Source organism: Pseudomonas sp. S3_B11 (genome assembly GCF_054667715.1).
Genome location: NZ_CP162749.1, coordinates 4,406,728 through 4,424,854, shown reverse-complemented (window position 1 = coordinate 4,424,854; position 18,127 = coordinate 4,406,728). Strand labels below are relative to the sequence as shown.

Annotated in this window: 15 protein-coding genes; 7 read left to right on the top strand and 8 right to left on the bottom strand. The window is 61.2% G+C overall.

Features of this window, described 5'->3' with window-relative positions; all coding sequences use genetic code 11:
• The 5 genes from pcaG (at nt 1) to pcaC (ending at nt 4,684) form a co-directional block, all read left to right on the top strand.
• Nucleotides 1-567, top strand: coding sequence for a protocatechuate 3,4-dioxygenase subunit alpha (gene pcaG / locus AB4O22_RS19880; protein ID WP_013692452.1), 567 nt, complete (start codon nt 1-3; stop codon nt 565-567).
• A 196-nt stretch (nt 568-763) separates the two neighbouring features.
• Complete coding sequence (locus AB4O22_RS19875; RefSeq protein WP_003198647.1) at nt 764-2,059, top strand: MFS family transporter; 1,296 nt, start codon at nt 764-766, stop codon at nt 2,057-2,059.
• A gap of 44 nt (nt 2,060-2,103) precedes the next feature.
• Nucleotides 2,104-3,468 (top strand): 3-carboxy-cis,cis-muconate cycloisomerase, encoded by a 1,365-nt coding sequence (locus AB4O22_RS19870; RefSeq protein ID WP_013692453.1) that lies wholly within the window; start codon nt 2,104-2,106, stop codon nt 3,466-3,468.
• Between the two features lie 12 nt (nt 3,469-3,480).
• Nucleotides 3,481-4,281, top strand: coding sequence for a 3-oxoadipate enol-lactonase (gene pcaD / locus AB4O22_RS19865; RefSeq protein WP_013692454.1), 801 nt, complete (start codon nt 3,481-3,483; stop codon nt 4,279-4,281).
• Nucleotides 4,282-4,291: 10 nt separating this feature from the next.
• Complete coding sequence (gene pcaC, locus AB4O22_RS19860) at nt 4,292-4,684, top strand: 4-carboxymuconolactone decarboxylase (RefSeq protein WP_003198653.1); 393 nt, start codon at nt 4,292-4,294, stop codon at nt 4,682-4,684.
• 224 nt (nt 4,685-4,908) lie between these two features.
• On the opposite strand, the gene AB4O22_RS19855 is transcribed toward pcaC, so the two are convergent.
• On the bottom strand, nt 4,909-6,162 hold the full coding sequence (locus AB4O22_RS19855; protein ID WP_223472030.1) for an OprD family porin: 1,254 nt from the start codon (nt 6,160-6,162) through the stop codon (nt 4,909-4,911).
• A 1,018-nt stretch (nt 6,163-7,180) separates the two neighbouring features.
• Here AB4O22_RS19855 and AB4O22_RS19850 point away from each other — a divergent pair.
• Entirely contained in the window at nt 7,181-7,531 is a 351-nt protein-coding gene (locus tag AB4O22_RS19850; RefSeq protein ID WP_223472031.1) for a DUF6124 family protein, read from the top strand.
• Between the two features lie 213 nt (nt 7,532-7,744).
• Here AB4O22_RS19850 and adeC read toward each other — a convergent pair whose 3' ends face one another.
• The 3 genes from adeC to AB4O22_RS19835 are packed head-to-tail and all read right to left on the bottom strand — an operon-like array spanning nt 7,745 to nt 13,524.
• A complete protein-coding gene (adeC, locus tag AB4O22_RS19845) occupies nt 7,745-9,202 on the bottom strand; it encodes an AdeC/AdeK/OprM family multidrug efflux complex outer membrane factor (protein ID WP_003198658.1) in 1,458 nt (485 codons plus the stop codon).
• Nucleotides 9,199-12,363, bottom strand: a complete 3,165-nt coding sequence (emhB, locus tag AB4O22_RS19840) for an efflux RND transporter permease subunit EmhB (protein WP_003198660.1) — start codon at nt 12,361-12,363, stop codon at nt 9,199-9,201. The genes adeC and emhB overlap by 4 nt, the downstream gene beginning before the upstream one ends.
• A gap of 3 nt (nt 12,364-12,366) precedes the next feature.
• Complete coding sequence (locus AB4O22_RS19835) at nt 12,367-13,524, bottom strand: efflux RND transporter periplasmic adaptor subunit (protein WP_028236964.1); 1,158 nt, start codon at nt 13,522-13,524, stop codon at nt 12,367-12,369.
• Nucleotides 13,525-13,798: 274 nt separating this feature from the next.
• Here AB4O22_RS19835 and AB4O22_RS19830 point away from each other — a divergent pair, with 274 nt between their 5' ends.
• Nucleotides 13,799-14,431 carry a TetR family transcriptional regulator gene (locus AB4O22_RS19830; RefSeq protein ID WP_003198664.1) on the top strand — a complete coding sequence of 211 codons (633 nt, stop codon included), beginning with the start codon at nt 13,799-13,801 and terminating at the stop codon, nt 14,429-14,431.
• 212 nt (nt 14,432-14,643) lie between these two features.
• Here AB4O22_RS19830 and AB4O22_RS19825 read toward each other — a convergent pair whose 3' ends face one another.
• From AB4O22_RS19825 to AB4O22_RS19810, 4 genes are all read right to left on the bottom strand, one after another.
• The gene (locus tag AB4O22_RS19825; protein ID WP_013692457.1) at nt 14,644-15,270 is read right to left on the bottom strand and encodes a hypothetical protein; all 627 of its coding nucleotides are present in this window, start codon (nt 15,268-15,270) and stop codon (nt 14,644-14,646) included.
• Between the two features lie 183 nt (nt 15,271-15,453).
• Entirely contained in the window at nt 15,454-16,503 is a 1,050-nt protein-coding gene (locus AB4O22_RS19820) for an alkene reductase (RefSeq protein WP_003198668.1), read from the bottom strand.
• A 33-nt stretch (nt 16,504-16,536) separates the two neighbouring features.
• Nucleotides 16,537-17,703 carry an MFS transporter gene (locus AB4O22_RS19815; protein WP_460097015.1) on the bottom strand — a complete coding sequence of 389 codons (1,167 nt, stop codon included), beginning with the start codon at nt 17,701-17,703 and terminating at the stop codon, nt 16,537-16,539.
• An 18-nt stretch (nt 17,704-17,721) separates the two neighbouring features.
• A complete protein-coding gene (locus AB4O22_RS19810) occupies nt 17,722-18,024 on the bottom strand; it encodes an ArsR/SmtB family transcription factor (protein ID WP_003198672.1) in 303 nt (100 codons plus the stop codon).
• Nucleotides 18,025-18,127: the final 103 nt, after the last annotated feature.

The following is an 18,127-nucleotide window of genomic DNA, read 5'->3' as shown; positions in this document are numbered from 1 at the left end:
ATGACGCTCACCGCCACCACGTCCCACACCGTTGGCCCTTACTACCACATCGGCCTGACCTGGCTGAACCGCGAAGACCTGACCGTCGCACAAACCCTCGGTCAGCGCGTGGCGATCACCGGGCAGGTGGTCGACGGCAATGGCCAGTTCGTCAACGACGCGATGCTGGAAGTCTGGCAGGCCAACGCTGCCGGTAAATACGCCCACCCGGAAGACGACCAGGACAAACCCCTGGACCCGCACTTCGAAGGCTTTGGCCGGGTGCCGGTGGATGCCGAAGGGCGCTTCCGATTCACCACCATCAAGCCGGGCACTGTGCCAGGGTTGAACGGTACGACCCAGGCACCGCATCTGGTGGTGCTGGTGTTCGCTCGCGGGCTGGTCAAGCATTTGCTGACGCGTATCTATTTCGACGGCGAACAGGCCAACGAAACCGACCCGCTGCTGGCCTGCGTACCCGAGGAGCGTCGCGCCACGATCGTGAGCAAGCCCGATGCGTCGGGTGTGTATCAATGGAACGTGATCCTGCAGGGCACGGATGCCGAGACGGTGTTCTTCGATTACTGAGTGAGTCAACACTGGCGCCATCGCGGGCAAGCCTTGCTCCCACAGGGGTACACGACATGCGATGGGCAATGGCAACAACCTCTGTGGGAGCAAGGCTTGCCCGCGATAGCGTCAGTCCAGGCAATGCAATACTGTGGAACGGGACTGTTACTAAGTGTGTCTAGACTTTGTTAAGTCCCCAACGAGCGAGTAACCCATGACCACCCCAACCAGCCACTACACCGGTGAAGAACGCAGCAAGCGCATCTTCGCCATCGTCGGTGCCTCATCCGGCAACCTGGTCGAATGGTTCGACTTCTACGTCTACGCGTTCTGCGCGATTTATTTCGCGCCGGCGTTCTTCCCCTCGGACAACCCTACGGTGCAACTGGTCAACACGGCCGGTGTGTTCGCCGCCGGTTTCCTGATGCGGCCTATCGGCGGTTGGATTTTCGGCCGGGTGGCGGACCGTCACGGGCGCAAGAACTCGATGATGATCTCGGTGCTGATGATGTGCTTCGGCTCGTTGCTCATCGCCTGCCTGCCCACTTACAAGGACATCGGCGTCTGGGCGCCGCTGTTGCTGTTGTTCGCGCGTTTGCTGCAGGGGCTGTCGGTGGGTGGCGAATACGGCACCACCGCCACCTACATGAGCGAAGTCGCCCTCAAGGGCCAACGCGGCTTTTTCGCCTCGTTCCAATACGTGACGCTGATCGGCGGGCAATTGCTGGCGGTGTCGCTGGTGGTGATCCTGCAACAGTTCCTCAGCGAAGACGAGCTGCGTGCCTATGGCTGGCGGATTCCATTCGTGGTGGGCGCCGTGGCTGCGTTGATTTCCCTGTTCCTGCGGCGCTCCCTGAAGGAAACCAGCAGCAAGGAAATGCGCGAGAACAAGGACGCCGGCAGCATTATGGCGTTGTTTCGCAATCACAAGGCCGCGTTCATCACCGTGCTGGGCTACACCGCCGGTGGTTCGCTGATTTTCTACACCTTCACCACTTACATGCAGAAATACCTGGTGAACACCGCCGGCCTGCACGCCAAGACCGCCAGCTACATCATGACCGGTGCGCTGTTCCTCTATATGTGCATGCAGCCGTTGTTCGGCATGCTGGCGGACAAGATTGGCCGGCGTAATTCCATGCTCTGGTTCGGAGCCCTGGGGGCGTTGTGCACGGTGCCGATCCTGCTGACCCTCAAAAGCATCAGCAGCCCGTTCCTGGCGTTTGTCCTGATTACGTTGGCGCTGGCGATTGTCAGTTTCTACACCTCCATCAGTGGCCTGGTGAAAGCGGAAATGTTTCCACCTGAAGTGCGGGCGCTGGGAGTAGGGTTGGCTTACGCGGTGGCCAATGCGATTTTTGGCGGCTCGGCGGAGTACGTTGCCTTGAGCCTGAAGGCCCAGGGCATGGAGAACACTTTTTACTGGTATGTCACGGTGATGATGGTGGTGGCGTTCCTGTTCAGCCTGCGCCTGCCCAAGCAGCCGGCGTATTTGCACCACGACCTTTGACCCAACCGCGCCGGCCGTGAGGCCGGCGCACCCAAGGACTGTTTATGAGCGAACGACCGGGCAATCAGCTGTTCGATGCCTACTTCACGGCTCGCGACATGCGCGAGGTGTTCTGCGATGCGGGGCGGGTCCAGGCCATGCTGGATGTCGAGGCCGCGCTGGCCCGGGCCGAGGCGCGGGTAGGGTTGATCCCCCAGGATGCGGTGGCGCCGATCGAGAACGCCTGCCGTGCCCAGTTGTACGATTTTTCGGCATTGAGCGAAGCGATTGCCAGTGCCGGCAATTCGGCGATCCCGTTGGTCAAGGCATTGGGCAAGCGCATCGCCACCGAGAGCGCCGAGGCCGAGCGCTATGTGCACCTGGGCGCGACCAGCCAGGACGTGATGGACAGCGGGCTGGTGCTGCAACTGCGCCAGGCGTTGGGCTTGATCGAGGCGGAGCTGGCGCAACTGGCCGGCACCCTGGCCCGCCAAGCCGAACGCTACGCCGCCACGCCGCTGGCCGGGCGCACCTGGTTGCAGCATGCGACGCCGGTGACCCTGGGGATGAAAATCGCCGGTTGGCTGGGGGCGATCACCCGCAGTCGCCAACGTTTGAAAGAACTCAAGCCGCGCTTGCTGGTACTGCAATTCGGCGGCGCCTCCGGAACGCTCGCCGCGTTGGGTGAGCAGGCGCTGCCTGTCGCCGAAGCCCTGGCTGCCGAGTTGCAACTGAACCTGCCGGAACAGCCGTGGCACACCCAGCGCGATCGCCTGGTGGAGTTCGGCGCGGTGCTGGGTTTGATCGCCGGTAGCCTGGGCAAGCTGGGCCGCGACATCAGCCTGTTGATGCAGACCGAAGCCGGCGAAGCGTTCGAGCCGTCGGCGCCGGGCAAGGGCGGTTCGTCGACCATGCCGCACAAACGCAACCCGGTGGGCGCGGCAGTGCTGATCGGCGCAGCGACGCGAGTACCTGGCTTGTTGTCGACGCTGTTCAGCGCCATGCCCCAGGAACACGAGCGCAGCCTGGGCCTGTGGCACGCCGAATGGGAAACCCTGCCGGAGATCTGCTGCCTGGTGTCCGGTGCCTTGCAACAGGCGCGGCTGCTGGCCGAAGGGCTGGAAGTGGACGCGGCGCGCATGGCCCGCAACCTGGAACTGACCCAGGGATTGGTGCTGGCCGAAGCGGTGAGCATCGTCCTGGCCCAGCGTGTGGGGCGCGACACGGCGCACCATCTGCTGGAGCAATGTTGCAAGCGCGCCGTGGCCGAGCAACGGCATTTGCGTGATGTGCTGGGGGATGAACCCCAGGTCACTGCGCAGCTATCCGCGACCGAGCTTGATCATCTGCTCAACCCGGCGCACTACCTCGGACAAGCCCAGACCTGGGTCGCCCGGGCCGTGGCCGAACACCTTTTCTTGAACGCCTGAAAGGAGATTGTTGTGGGATTCGTCAAACTCGCCGAGGGCGATCTGAACTATCGTTTTGATGGGCCGCAAGACGCCCCGGTGTTGGTGCTCTCCAATTCCCTGGGCACCGATCTGCACATGTGGGACGAGCAGGTTGCGGCCTTCAGCGAACACTTTCGCGTGCTGCGCTTCGACACGCGCGGACATGGCCAGTCGCTGGTGACCGAAGGCCCCTACAGCATCGAACAACTGGGCCGCGATGTGCTGGCGATGCTTGATCAGTTGAACCTCGACAAGGTGCATTTCTGTGGCTTGTCCATGGGCGGGTTGATCGGCCAGTGGCTGGGGATCAATGCCGGCGAGCGTCTGCACAAACTGGTGGTGTGCAACACCGCGGCCAAGATCGGCGATCCGTCGGGGTGGAACCCGCGCATCGAAACCGTGCTGCGTGACGGCAAGGCGGCGATGGTGGCGTTGCGCGATGCCTCGATTGCCCGTTGGTTTACCCCTGACTTTGCCGAGGCCCAGCCTGCGACGGCAAAAAAAATCACCGACATGCTCGCCGCCACTTCGCCCCAGGGCTATGCGGCCAACTGTGCGGCGGTGCGTGATGCCGATTTCCGCGAGCAGTTGTCGTCGATTCGCGTCCCGTTGCTGGTGATCGCCGGCACCGAAGATGCCGTGACGCCGCCGTCGGGTGGGCACTTCATCCAGGAGCGGGTCCGTGGGGCCGAGTACGCCGAGTTCTACGCCGCGCACCTGTCCAACGTCCAGGCCGGTGCCGCGTTCAGCGCGCGGGTGTTGGATTTCCTGCTCGATTCTGGCCGTGCCTGAGGAGTTTTTTGTGGACGAGAAACAACGTTACGACGAAGGCATGCAAGTACGCCGCGCGGTCCTGGGCGATGCCCACGTCGATCGCAGCCTCAGTGCCCTGACCGAGTTCAACAGCGAATTCCAGGAGATGATCACCCGCCACGCCTGGGGTGATATCTGGACCCGCCCGGGCCTGCCGCGCCACACCCGCAGCCTGATTACCATTGCCATGCTGATCGGCATGAACCGCAACGAAGAACTCAAGCTGCACCTGCGCGCCGCCGCCAACAACGGCGTGAGCCGCAGCGAGATCAAGGAAGTGATCATGCAGAGCGCCATCTACTGCGGCATCCCGGCGGCCAACGCGACCTTCCACCTGGCCGAATCCGTCTGGGATGAACTGGGCGTCGAATCGCGGGTTTGAGAACCACCGCCGATCCCTGTGGGAGTCAATACTGTGGGAGCAAAGCTTGCTCGCGATGCAATGCCACACTCACCAGAAATGCCACAGACCCACCGCTATCGCGAGCAAGCTTTGCTCCCACACGGGATCTTCAGTGAGCACTGATTTTGTGCTCGGCACCGATTCCTTGTGGGAGCGAGCCTGCTCGCGATGACGGTGGTACTGCCTCCCTCCATGTTGGGTTTTTACAGCAGGCTGATCGGATAGCTGATGATCAACCTGTTCTCATCGAACTCATTGGTGCTGTAATCCCGACGCATCGTCGAGTTGCGCCACTTCACATTGAGGCTCTTCAGCGCGCCGCTCTGCACGGTATAGGCCAGCTCACTTTCACGGCCCCATTCCTTGCCGTCATCAACGGTGGCGGTGTGCACGTTGTCACCGCTGATGTAGCGGTTCATCAGGGTCAGGCCCGGCACGCCGACAGCGGCGAAGTTGAAGTCGTGGCGCACTTGCCAGGATTTTTCCTTGGCGTTGTCGTAGCTGGAGTTGTAGCTGTCGTTGGCCAGGGTGCCGCCGCTGGTGCCGTTGACGCGCATCCAGGCATCATCGCCGCCGACTTTCTGCAGGCCGACGTAGAAAGTGTTGCCGCCGTATTTGGCCGAAAGCATGGCGAACGCGGTTTTGTTGTCCAGGTCGCCGGCCAGGGCGCTGCCGTCTTCCTTGCCGATGAAGTAGCCGAGGTTGGCGCCCAGGGTCCAGTCGCCGATGGGCTGGCTGTGGGTCAGGTTGAAATATTGTTGCTGGTAGATGTCGGACAGTTCCGAGTACCAGACGCCGACCTGGGTGCGTTTTTCGTTGAAGGCGTATTCACCGCCGCCGAAGTTGAAACGGTCGGAGGTGAACGCACCGCGGCCGTTCATCGACATGTCTTCCATGCTCGCGTCGTTGCGCGGGCTGTTGGCGCGGAACTGGCCGCCGTAGAGAGTCAGGCCGCTGATTTCGGTGGAGGTCACTTGGCCGCCACGGAAGGTTTGCGGCAGGGAACGGCCATCGTCGGAACGCAGGATCGGCAGTACCGGCATCCACTCACCGACTTTCAGTTCGGTCTTCGACACCTTGGCCTTGAGGGCGACACCCAGGCGACCGAAGTCATCGGCGGGGCGCCCGTCATCATGCACCGGCAGCAGTTGCGTACCGGCCGTGCCACGACCGCCGTCGAGCTTGACCGAGTACAGGCCCAGCACGTCCACGCCGAAACCGACCACGCCCTGGGTGAAGCCGGACTTGGCGTCGAGAATGAAACTCTGGGTCCATTCCTCGGCTTTGCCTTGGGCATTGTTCGAGTTGGTGAAGTTGCGGTTGATGTAGAAGTTGCGCAGATTGAGGTTGACCTTGGCATCCTCGACAAACCCCGACTCCGCGGCCAGGACGGGCAGGGCGGCGCTGGTCAGGGCGACGGCGATGAGGCTGGGGAAAAGGTGCTGTGTGGGCTTCATGGGCGTTGTCTCTATTTTTTATGGACGAAGCGAGTTGTTGCCGCACGTTTGAGGCGCAGGCGCTAAGGGTGGAGCCAGGGGCATCAGGGCGATCGGGGATCAGCCGGGTGAGGCGGGGCGTAGGGGCATGGCGTCGAACCTGTTGTTATTGGTTTTGTGCGAGCGATGGTGAAGGGCGGCCCGGGATCGGTTCAATTGCCGTTTGCGGGTTTTGGGCGATTATCGAACGGCAAAACAACTGATTGGATGGACGCATTCCACTGTGGGAGCGAGCTTGCTCGCGATGGCGGCCTAACAGACGACCGGGTTCTGGCAGCTGTACTTCGACCCAACTGTGGGAGCGACCTGCTCGCGAAAGCGGCCTGACAACCGACCTAGCTCTGGCGGCTGTACTTCAATCCAAGTGTGGGAGCGAGCTTGCTCGCGAAGGCGGTATCACAGTCGGTGGAGATGTTGAATTTGCCGGCCTCTTCGCGAGCAAGCCCGCTCCCACAGGAGGAACGCGGTCCCACCAAGAACCAGGTCGGCTACCAGGCCGCCTCGTGGTGGACGTTGATCTCGGGCGCCCCGTTAACCACGATGGCCCTTCGCGGCGGCCCACGGAGCAATGCCTTCGTTCAGGCATGCCGAGCCTAGGCGAGGCACCGAGTGGTGGGGCAGGAGCGTTTTGTTTACTTTTGACTGGGCCGGCTTCCGGGCTTCTCAAAAGTGAGCCGCCGTCAGGGCGGAACCCTAAGCCGCCGTGACCGCAGCAATGGATATGTACCCGATCAACAGAATCTTGGCCAGCCGTAAGGCCGCCATCGCGGGCAAGCCTTGCTCCCACAGGATTTGTGGCCGGTCTGACAGACGCGGCGACTTTTCCGACGAGGTTTTAAGGTTGCTGCTCGGAAGCGGTATCTCTAGCTTGTTCGTGTCGCTGCCCATTCAGCGACCGGGACTGCAAGCCCGCCGAATTCGTTAGGCGCCAGCGCCCGGACCTAATGTCTCGGGCTCCAATTGATGCAGGAGCGCCGTTATGAAAAAACATCATCCTTCTTCGCCATCAGAGAGCACCTTCCCCTACAACGACCCCGATCCAGAAAAGCTCCAAGAGGCCGCAGACCGAGCACTCGATTACCATCTGGGCACCCACCCTGATCCCAAGCCAAAAACCTCAACTCAAGTTTTCACCGTCATCGATACCCTCGACACCGAATGTCTACTGGCGAACCTCAGCGAAACCCTGGCCTCAGCCAGTGCCATGGTCAACGACCTGGCGTTCGATCTGGAAGGCTCGCGGCGGCATGTCGCGCTCGGCGTGGCGCAGATGATTGACTTGAGTGAGTTGTTGGCCAATCGAGCGCTGGATCTCATCGACCCGCGTTAACCAAGTGTGGCGAGGGGATTTAGCGAAGCGTCGCATCGCCCCGCTGGGCTGTGGGAGCAAAGCTTGCTCGCGAAACAGGCGCCTCGGCTCCTGAAAGCCCGCATCGCCTTCGTCGCGGGCAAGCCTTGCTCCCACATAGGCCGGCGTTAAAGCGCACACAAACAAAAAGCCCACCTTCCGGTGGGCTTCGTATTTCAACACTCAGGCATCAAATCAGAACAATTTCATCTTCGGCGCTTCTTCTTTCACCGGTTCGTTCTTGCCCGTCTCGGCGTTCCAGCCACCGCCCAGTGCCTTGTACAGATTGACCTCACTGGTCAGTTGCGCAAGACGGTCAGTGATCAGCGACTGTTGCGCGCTGAACAACTGGCGTTGGGCGTCGAGGAAGGTCAGGTTGCTGTCGACGCCGATACGGTAGCGACGCTCGGCCAGGCGGTAGTAATCCTGGTTGGCGGCGACGAAGTCGGTCTGGGCCTGCAACTGTTCGTTGTAGGTCTGGCGCGCGGCCAGGCCGTCGGAGACTTCCTGGAACGCCGTCTGAATCGATTTCTCGTACTGCGCGACGTTGATGTCTTTCTGGATCTTGGCGTAGTCCAGGCTCGCACGCAGACTGCCGGCGTTGAAGATCGGCAGGTTGATTTGCGGCGCGAAGGTCCAGGTGCCCGAACCACCCTTGAACAGGCCGGACAGGTCCGGGCTCAGGGTGCCGGCGTTGGCCGTCAGGCTGATGCTCGGGAAGAACGCGGCCCGCGCGGCGCCGATATTGGCGTTGGCGGCCAGCAGGTTGCGTTCGGCCTGGAGGATGTCCGGACGACGTTGCAGCAGGTCCGACGGCAGCCCGGCCGGCACTTCGCTGAGCAGGTCATCGTTCAACGGTTGCGAGCTCAGGTTCGCCGGCAGGCCGGTGCCCAGCAGCAGGGTCAGGCTGTTTTCGTCCTGTGCGACCTGGCGGGTGTAGCGGGCCAGTTGCACACGGGCGTTTTCCACGGCGGTGCGCGCCTGGCTCAGGTCCAGGGCCGAGGACACGCCGACTTCGGCGCTGCGCGAGGTCAGCTTGAAGCTTTGCTCGTAGGCTCCGAGGGTTTCCTGGGTCAGCTTGAGCAGTTCCTTGTCGGCTTGCCAGGTCAGGTAGGCATTGGCGACGTTGGCCACCAGGCTGATCTGGGTGCTGCGACGGGCTTCTTCGGTGGCGAAGTAGCTTTGCAGCGCTTGCTCGCTCAGGCTGCGAACCCGACCGAACAGGTCCAGTTCATAGGCGCTGATGCCCAGGGTGGCCGAGTAGGAGCTGCTGATGGCCGCTTCACCGCTTTGCGAAGCCCGTGCCGGTACCCGCTGGCGGCTGCCGGAGCCGGTGGCCGAGACCGCCGGGAAGAGGTCCGCGCGCTGGATGCGGTATTGCGCGGCATAGGCATCGATGTTCAGTGCCGCGACGCGCAGGTCGCGGTTGTTTTCCAGCGCGACCTGGATCAGCTGTTGCAGGGTCGGATCATGGAAAAACTGCTTCCAGCCTTGCTCGGCGGCGGCCTGGCCGGGCGCATTGGCCGCCTCGTAGGCCGGCCCTTGCGGGTATTGCGCCGCGACCGGTGTTTCGGGCCGCTGATAGTCGGGGATCAGCGAGCAACCGCTGAGCACGACGGCGGCGATGGTCAGGGAGAGTAGCGACTTGCTCATTGGCCAGCCTCTTTAGAAGTTTCAGGAGTGTCGTCCTGGTCGATAGGTTTGCGACGACCCATTGACGACACCGTCACGAAGAACAATGGCACCCAGAAGATTGCCAGGATGGTAGCAGTGAGCATACCGCCAATCACGCCGGTACCGATGGCGTGCTGGCTGCCCGAACCGGCACCGGTGGAGATGGCCAACGGGACTACCCCGAGGATGAATGCCAGGGACGTCATGATGATCGGCCGCAGACGCATCCTGCAGGCTTCGATCGCGGCTTCCATCAGCGTGCGGCCCTGCTCATGAAGTTCCTTGGCAAACTCGACGATCAGAATGGCGTTTTTCGCCGCCAAACCGATGGTTGTCAACAAGCCCACCTGGAAGTACACGTCGTTGGACAGGCCGCGCAGGCTGGTCGCCATCAGGGCACCGATGATCCCCAGCGGCACCACGAGCATGACCGCGATCGGAATCGACCAGCTTTCATACAGCGCCGCCAGGCACAGGAACACCATCAGCAGCGACAGGGCGTACAACGCAGGTGCCTGGGAGCCCGACAGGCGCTCCTCGTAGGACAGGCCCGTCCAGGAAATACCAACACCGGCCGGCAGCTTCTTGGCGATGGCTTCGACTTCGGCCATGGCTTCGCCAGTGGAGTAACCCGGGGCGGGGGCGCCAAGTATTTCCATCGCTTCCACGCCGTTGTATCGGGCCAGTTTCGGCGAGCCATAGACCCACTCGCCCTTGGCGAATGCCGTGAACGGCACCATGGTCCCGGCGCTGTTGCGCACGTACCATTTCTTCAGGTCTTCCGGGCTCATGCGAGCGCCGGGTTGACCCTGTACATACACCTTCTTCACCCGACCACGGTCGATGAAGTCGTTCACGTAGCTACTGCCCAGGGCAATCGACAGGGTGTTGTTGATGTCCGACAAGGTGATGCCCAGCGCGCTGGCCTTCTCGTCATCGATTTCCAGTTGGTATTGCGGCTCGTCGTTCAGGCCGTTTGGACGCACCTGGGACAGGATCTTGCTTTGGGATGCCATTCCCAGGAACTGGTTACGGGCTTGCATCAACTTATCGTGGCCAATGCCGGCACGGTCCTGCAGGAACACGTCGAAACCAGTGGCGTTACCCAGCTCCAGTACCGCTGGCGGAGCAAAGGCGAACACCATCGCATCACGGAACGTGAAGAAGTGCTGCTGGGCGCGGGCTGCGAGTTTGAACACGCTGTTGTCGGCGTTACGCTCTTCCCATGGCTTGAGCATGATGAACGCCATGCCGGAGCTCTGGCCACGACCGGCGAAGTTGAAGCCGGTCACGGTAAATACCGAGGCCACCGCATCGCCTTCACCGCCGTCCTTGCTGGGGCGCAACAGGAACTCGCGCATCTTGTCCACCACCACCTGGGTACGCTCGGCACTGGAGCCCGCCGGCGTTTGTACCTGGGCGAACAGTACGCCCTGGTCTTCTTCGGGCAGGAACGCAGTCGGGATGCGGGTGAACAGCCAGATCATGCCAACCACGATGAGCACGTAGGCCAGCAGGTACGGGGCCTTGTGCTTGAGCATATTGCCCACACCACGCTCGTAGCTGCGCACGCCACGGTCGAAGTTGCGGTTGAACCAGCCGAAGAAGCCGCGTTTCGGCGTGCCGTGCTCACCCTTGGGGATCGCCTTGAGCATGGTGGCGCACAGGGCCGGGGTGAAGATCAAGGCCACCATGACCGACAAGGCCATGGCCGAGACGATGGTGATGGAGAACTGCTTGTAGATCACCCCCGTGGAGCCACTGAAGAACGCCATCGGCAGCAGTACCGCCGAAAGCACCAGGGCGATACCTACCAGGGCGCCCTGGATCTGGCCCATGGATTTCTTGGTGGCTTCCTTGGGTGACAGGCCTTCTTCGCTCATCACCCGTTCGACGTTTTCCACCACGACGATGGCGTCGTCCACCAGCAAGCCGATGGCCAGCACCATGCCGAACATGGTCAGGGTGTTGATGCTGAAGCCGAACGCCGCGAGGATCCCGAAGGTACCCAGCAACACCACCGGCACCGTCATCGTGGTGATGATGGTCGCGCGGAAGTTCTGCAGGAACAGGAACATCACCAGGAACACCAGCACGACCGCTTCGACCAGGGTTTCAACCACACCCTTGATCGATTCGCTCACCACCGGCGTGGTGTCGTACGGGAACACCACTTCCACGCCTTGCGGGAAGAACGGCTTGAGGTCGTCGATGGTCTTGCGCAGGGCCTTGGCCGTGTCGAGGGCGTTGGCACCGTTGGCCAGTTTTACCGCCAGGCCCGACGCCGGGGCGCCGTTGAACTGGGCGCTGACGCTGTAGTTCTCACCACCCAGACCCACTTCGGCAACATCGCCGACGCGCACTTGCGAGCCGTCCGGGTTGACCTTGAGCAGAATCGCCTTGAACTGCTCGGCGGTCTGCAAACGAGTCTTGCCGATGATGGTGGCGTTCAGTTGCTGGCCGGGCAGGGCAGGCAAGCCGCCGAGTTGGCCGGACGAGATCTGGACGTTTTGCGCGGCAATGGCGTTTTTGACGTCCACCGGAGTCAGGTTGAAATTGTTCAGCTTGGCCGGGTCGAGCCAGATGCGCATGGCGTACTGGGCACCGAAGACCTGGAAGTCACCGACACCGGCGGTACGCGAGATAGGGTCTTGCAGGTTGGACACGATGTAGTTGGCCAAGTCGTCCTTGGTCATGCTGCCGTCGCGCGACACCACGCCGATGACCATCAGGAAGTTCTTCACGGCCTTGGTCACGCGGATACCCTGCTGCTGCACTTCTTGCGGCAGCAGCGGGGTGGCCAGGTTCAGCTTGTTCTGGACCTGGACCTGCGCCGTATCGGAGCTGGTGCCCTGTTCGAAGGTCGCGGTGATGGTCATGCTGCCGTCGGAGTTACTTTCCGAGGACACATAACGCAGGTTGTCGATGCCGTTGAGTTGCTGCTCGATGACCTGCACCACGGTGTCTTGCACGGTTTGCGCGGACGCACCCGGGTAGGTCACCTGGATCGCAATGGCCGGTGGCGCGATACTCGGGTACTGGTTGATCGGCAATTTGAGGATCGATAGAGCCCCGACCAGCATGATCACCAAGGCAATTACCCAGGCGAAAATCGGACGGTCGATAAAAAATTTCGACATGGTTTACTCCCCTTTGCCGCCGGCTGCTTTATCAGCTGCCTGAGCGGGGGCCGGGTTCTTGGCATCGACATTGGTGGCTTCGGTGGCTTTGACTTCCACTCCGGGCCGTACGTATTGCAACCCTTCGGTGATCAGGCGGTCGCCGGCCTTGAGCCCATCTTCGATCAGCCACTGGCTGCCGACGGTGCGACTGGCCTTGAGCTGACGCAGCTCGACCTTGTTGTCCGGGCCCACCACCAGGGCAGTCGGCATGCCTTTGAGGTCGCGGGTCACGCCTTGTTGCGGGGCGAGGATCGCCGCGCTGTTCACGCCGGCCTGCAGTTGCGCATGGACGAACATGCCCGGCAGCAGGGTGTGGTCAGGGTTGGGGAATACGGCGCGCAAGGTCACCGAACCGGTGGTCTGGTCGACCGACACTTCGGAAAATTCCAGCTTGCCTTCGTGTGGGTATTGGCTGCCGTCTTCCAGGGTCAGCTTGACCATGGCTGCATTGTCACCGGCCTTCTGCAAACGACCACTCTGCAGCTCGCGGCGCAGTTGCAGCAGCTCGACCGAGCTCTGCGTCACGTCGACGTAGATCGGGTCCAGTTGCTGGATGGTCGCCAGGGCGTCGGTCTGACCATTGCTTACCAACGCGCCTTCGGTCACCGAGGAACGCCCGATACGGCCGGAGATCGGCGCGTAGACCTTGGTGTAGCGCACATTGATCTGGGCGGTCTGCAGGTTGGCTTCCGACTCCAGGCGGTTGGCCACGGCGGTGTCGTATTCCTGACGGCTCACCGCCTGTTCGTCCACCAGTTGCTTGTAGCGGTCGGCAATCGACTTGGTGGAACGCAGGTTGGCCTCGGCGCTCTTGAGGGTCGCTTCATAGACGGCCGGGTCGATCTGGTACAGCTGCTGGCCGGCCTTGACGTCAGCACCTTCCTTGAACAGGCGCTTGAGAACGATGCCGTTGACCTGTGGCCGTACTTCCGCGACGCGGAATGCGCTGGTGCGCCCCGGAAGCTCCGACGTCAGGGTGAAAGGCTGGGTCTTGAGGGTTACGACGCCGACCTGAGGAGGCGGAGGAGCAGGTGCAGCCTCTTCCTTTTTGCATCCGCTGAGCAGCGATGCCAGGGCGATGGCAGTAACCAGGGCAGTAACAGCTGGCTTGAATTGCATGGAAATCCTCGGGTCCAGGCGCGCAACTGGCGCACTCGAAAGGTGGAAAGATAAAAGGCGCACTATTTCAATTAGTAGGATGCTAAGAAATATACTTACGTACACGGTTGTTTGTAAACAGCCAAATTGCGTAATATCCGGATTTACAAAAGCCTGACAAAGGCCAGCGTAGATCGGGGACGCGTTCCAAGAGACGTCGCCTCATATTTGTCCAACTGATTCTTACGCATTGCTGACGCGTTGCTGACGCATCCTGATTGAGGTGTTTACTGCCATGGTCCGTCGTACCAAAGAGGAAGCCCAGGAGACTCGCAGCCAGATACTCGAAGCCGCCGAAAGGGCGTTTTTCGAGCGAGGCGTGGCGCGTACGACCCTGGCCGACATCGCGACACTGGCCGGAGTGACGCGCGGCGCCATCTATTGGCACTTCAGCAACAAGGCGGACCTGCTCCAGGCCATGCTCGATACCCTGCACGAGCCGCTCGATGAGTTGGCCCGTGCCAGTGAGAATGAAGAGGAGCTTGATCCGCTGGGCTGTATTCGCAAGCTGCTGGTACGGTTGTTCCAGCAGGTGGCCCTGGACCCGAAAACCCGGCGCATTAATGAGATTCTGTTCCATAAGTGTGAATTCACCGATGAAATGTGCGATTTGCGCCAGCAGCGACGCGAGGTCAGCCTCGACTGCAATGTGCGCATCGCCCTGTCGTTGCGCAATGCGATGAAACGCGGCCAGTTGCCGGATGATCTGGATCCCGAAAGGGCGGCAGTTGCCATTCATGCCTACATCGACGGCATCTTGTACCAATGGCTACTGGCCCCCGACAGCTTCGCCCTGGCGGCTGAGGCCGAGCGCTGGGTGGAGATCGGGCTGGACATGCTGCACTTGAGCCCTAGCCTGCGCAAATGAAACAAAATGCGTAATTGCGTCGGTTTGTGTCAATACGTCCACGTAAGGATGCTTTTATAAACCGCCACTGGCGCGGTTGATAGGCAATCAGCGGCGAATTTTGTAGGAAATTTGTTTCGCGCCTGTCAAAACGGATGAAAATTCCGCTCAGGCAAGGGCGTCTGAAGTGGTAGGTAGATGCCCCGTCAGACCGATCTGACGGGGTCGCCTGTTCAGCTCAGTGTGATCTCCACGGTAAAACCATACGGTTCCTCATTGGACGAATGAATGATCCGGGTCACGCATTTGATGGGGGTTGTGCCGATAGAGGCCACCTTGTTTGTTCGGACGGGTGTCAGCGTTGGTGAAATAACACCGAAAGAAGTATTGACGCGTAAACCGAAGTCGAAGCGAAAGCCGAGAGCCTGGTCGCCAAATATAATAAAGCGCTTGAATATATCCTTGCTGCGACTGCCCAGTGGTCTGGAATAAAAGAAGTCGAACTTCAGGGCTTGGATATCCCAGGGGAGAATATTCATGAACGCTTGCTCGTCGGCATTCAAGCTGAGATCGTTTTCGCCGACTTCAAGGGGCTGGTCGGTATGATTGATTAACTTCACCAGGAAACGGCTGCGGTTTGGGCGCACGCTTTCCTGTCTCCAGGCTTGAAGCTGCCTGTTGACATCGTCGTTCTGCCTGGCCTTTTCCATCAAGGCCTTGAGCATCTGGGTATAGTCTTGCGTGTCGAGCGACTTGATGTATTCATACAGGATCGTCAGTGGCGCGTAGTTGAATTGGGAGAGTAGGTTTTCGTAAATACTGCTGCTGACCGGTTGAGCGTTTTCAGTGAGGTTGTTCACTTTGAATTCCTTTTCAATATTGGTTGTTAGTGGCTGTGCTACGACAGCTCGGTTTGTTTTGTTGTTGGCGATAATATGATGAGTTGAACGGTTTTTAGAAAGTTTGGAAGTTTGACCGGATATTTAAAGGTAAATAAAAAGCCCTGGCTCTTTCGAGGCAGGGCTTTTTTTACCGGCTATTAATTAGAGCACAGGGTAATCGATGTACCCCACCGGCCCTTTGCCATAGAAGGTTTCCGGATGTGCTTCGTTCAGTGGTGCATCGGCTTTCAAGCGTGCTGGCAGGTCCGGGTTGGCAATGAACGGCACTCCGAAGGCCACGGCATCGGCCTTGCCCTCGGCCAGCCAGGCATTGGCGCTGTCCTTGGTGAAGCGTTCATTGGCGATGTACGGGCCGCCGAAAGCCTGCTTGAGTTGCGGGCCGATGCTGTCATCGCCTTCCTTTTCACGGGAGCAGATGAAGGCGATGCCACGCTTGCCCAGCTCGCGAGCCACGTAGCTGAAGGTTTCCAGGCGGTTCTCGTCACCCATGTCATGGGAGTCGGCGCGCGGTGCCAGGTGCACGCCAACCCGGCCGGCGCCCCAGACTTCAATGGCCGCGTCGGTCACTTCCAACAGCAGGCGGGCACGGTTTTCCAGGGAGCCCCCGTAGCTGTCGGTGCGCTGGTTGGTGCTGCTTTGCAGGAACTGGTCGAGCAGGTAGCCGTTGGCGCCGTGGATTTCCACGCCATCGAACCCGGCAGCCTTGGCATTCTCGGCACCGACGCGGTACGCCTCGACGATGTCGGCGATTTCAGCGGTTTCCAGTGCGCGTGGGGTCGGGTAGTCGGCCAGCGGACGCACCAGGCTCACGTGGCCCTTGGGTTGGATCGCGCTGGGCGCCACCGGGGTTTCGCCGTTCAGGTACGACGGGTGGGAGATCCGGCCCACGTGCCACAGTTGCAGGAAGATCTTGCCGCCAGCGCCGTGGATCGCCTTGGTGACGTTGGACCAGCCGCGCACCTGGTCGTTGGACCAGATGCCCGGGGTGTCCGGGTAGCCCACGCCCATCGGCGTGACCGAAGTTGCTTCGCTGAGGATCAGGCCGGCGGAGGCGCGTTGCACGTAATATTCGGCCATCAGCGCGTTGGGCACGCGACCTGCGTCGGCGCGGCAGCGGGTGAGCGGGGCCATGATGATGCGGTTCTTCAACTCGATGTCGCCGAGTTTGATGGGGTCGAAAATAGTCGCCATGAAATACAACCTCGAAAGTGGAAGGGTTAAAAATCAGTGAGTTGCCGGCACCAGGTCGGCATTACCGCCCTGGCGGAAAGTGATCAGGGTGACCAGCAGCGCCAGCACGGCCAGCGCGCCGGCGGCCAGGGGCACGGAGGTCAGGCCCAGGCCATGGTCGATGACACTGCCGCCGACCCAGGCGCCCAGGGCGTTGCCGATGTTGAAGGCGCCGATGTTCAGGGTGGACACCAGGTTGGGCGCATCTTTGCCGAAGGTCACCACGTTGACTTGCAGGGCCGGCACGGCGGCGAAGCAGGCGGTGGCCCAGAGGAACAGGGTGATTTCGCTGGGGATCAGCGCCACGCTGGTCCAGCTCAATACGGTGGACACCACGGCCATGGTGAGGAAGACGCCCATCAGCGTGTTCGCCAGGCTCTTGTCCGCCAGCTTGCCGCCGATGATGTTGCCCAGGGTCAGGCCCAGGCCGATCAGCACCAGGGTCCAGGTCACGCCGCGGGGCGATACGCCGGTCACTTCACCCAACAGCGGGGCGACATAGGTGAACAGGGTGAACACCGAGGCGGAGAACAGCGCGGTCATGCTCAGGGACAGCCACAGGCCGGCCCCCTTGAGCGCTACCAGTTCCGAGCGCATGTTGAGTGTTTCTTCATCGCGCTTGGCCGGCAGGAAGCGGATCAGGCCGATCAGCGCAATTACGCCAATCACAGTCACCGCCCAGAAGGTCGAGCGCCAGCCGGCTTCCTGGCCCAGTGCGGTGCCCAGCGGTACGCCGAGCACGTTGGCCAGGGTCAGGCCGGTGAACATCAAGGCCACGGCCGAGGCGCGCTTGTTGGGTGCCACCAGGCCGGCGGCCACCACCGAACCGATACCGAAGAACGCACCGTGGCACAGGGCCGTGACGACCCGGGCGAACATCAGCACGTTGTAGTCGCTGGCGATGGCGCAGAGCAGGTTGCCGACGATGAAAATCCCCATCAACACCACCAGGGCGGCCTTGCGCGGCAGCCGGGCGGTGGCCAGGGCCATGAACGGCGCACCGATGGCCACGCCCAGGGCGTAGCCGGTCACCAGCCAGCCGGCGCCAGGAATCGACACACCCAGGTCGGCCGCCACGTCGGGCAACAGGCCCATGATGACGAACTCGGTGGTGCCGATGGCGAAGGCGCTCAGGGCCAGGATCAGGAGTGAGAGGGGCATGATGAGGTCCTTGTCAGGTCAGAGCTCTTGGCTCATTTGCTTGAGGAACTGCTGGATCACTTCCTCGTTGCGTTTGAAGAAGTGCCATTGACCGACCTTCTGGCTGGTGATCAGCCCCGCCCGTTGCAACACCGCCAAGTGCGCAGACACCGTGGATTGCGACAGGCCGCAACGCTGGTCGATCTGTCCGGCGCAAATGCCGAATTCGTGGTTGTGCAACTGTTCCGGGAACTGGACCTTGGGGTCTTTGAGCCAGTTGAGGATGTCTCGCCGTACTGGGTGCGCCAGGGCTTTTATTATTTCGTCGAGGTCGAGGGTCATGGTTGGCAAGCTCGGGGTTGATAAAACGCTATATCGCGATGGAGCGAACCTTAAATCGTTATTTCGCGATATACAAATATGGATTTGATCTGAATGCCGAACA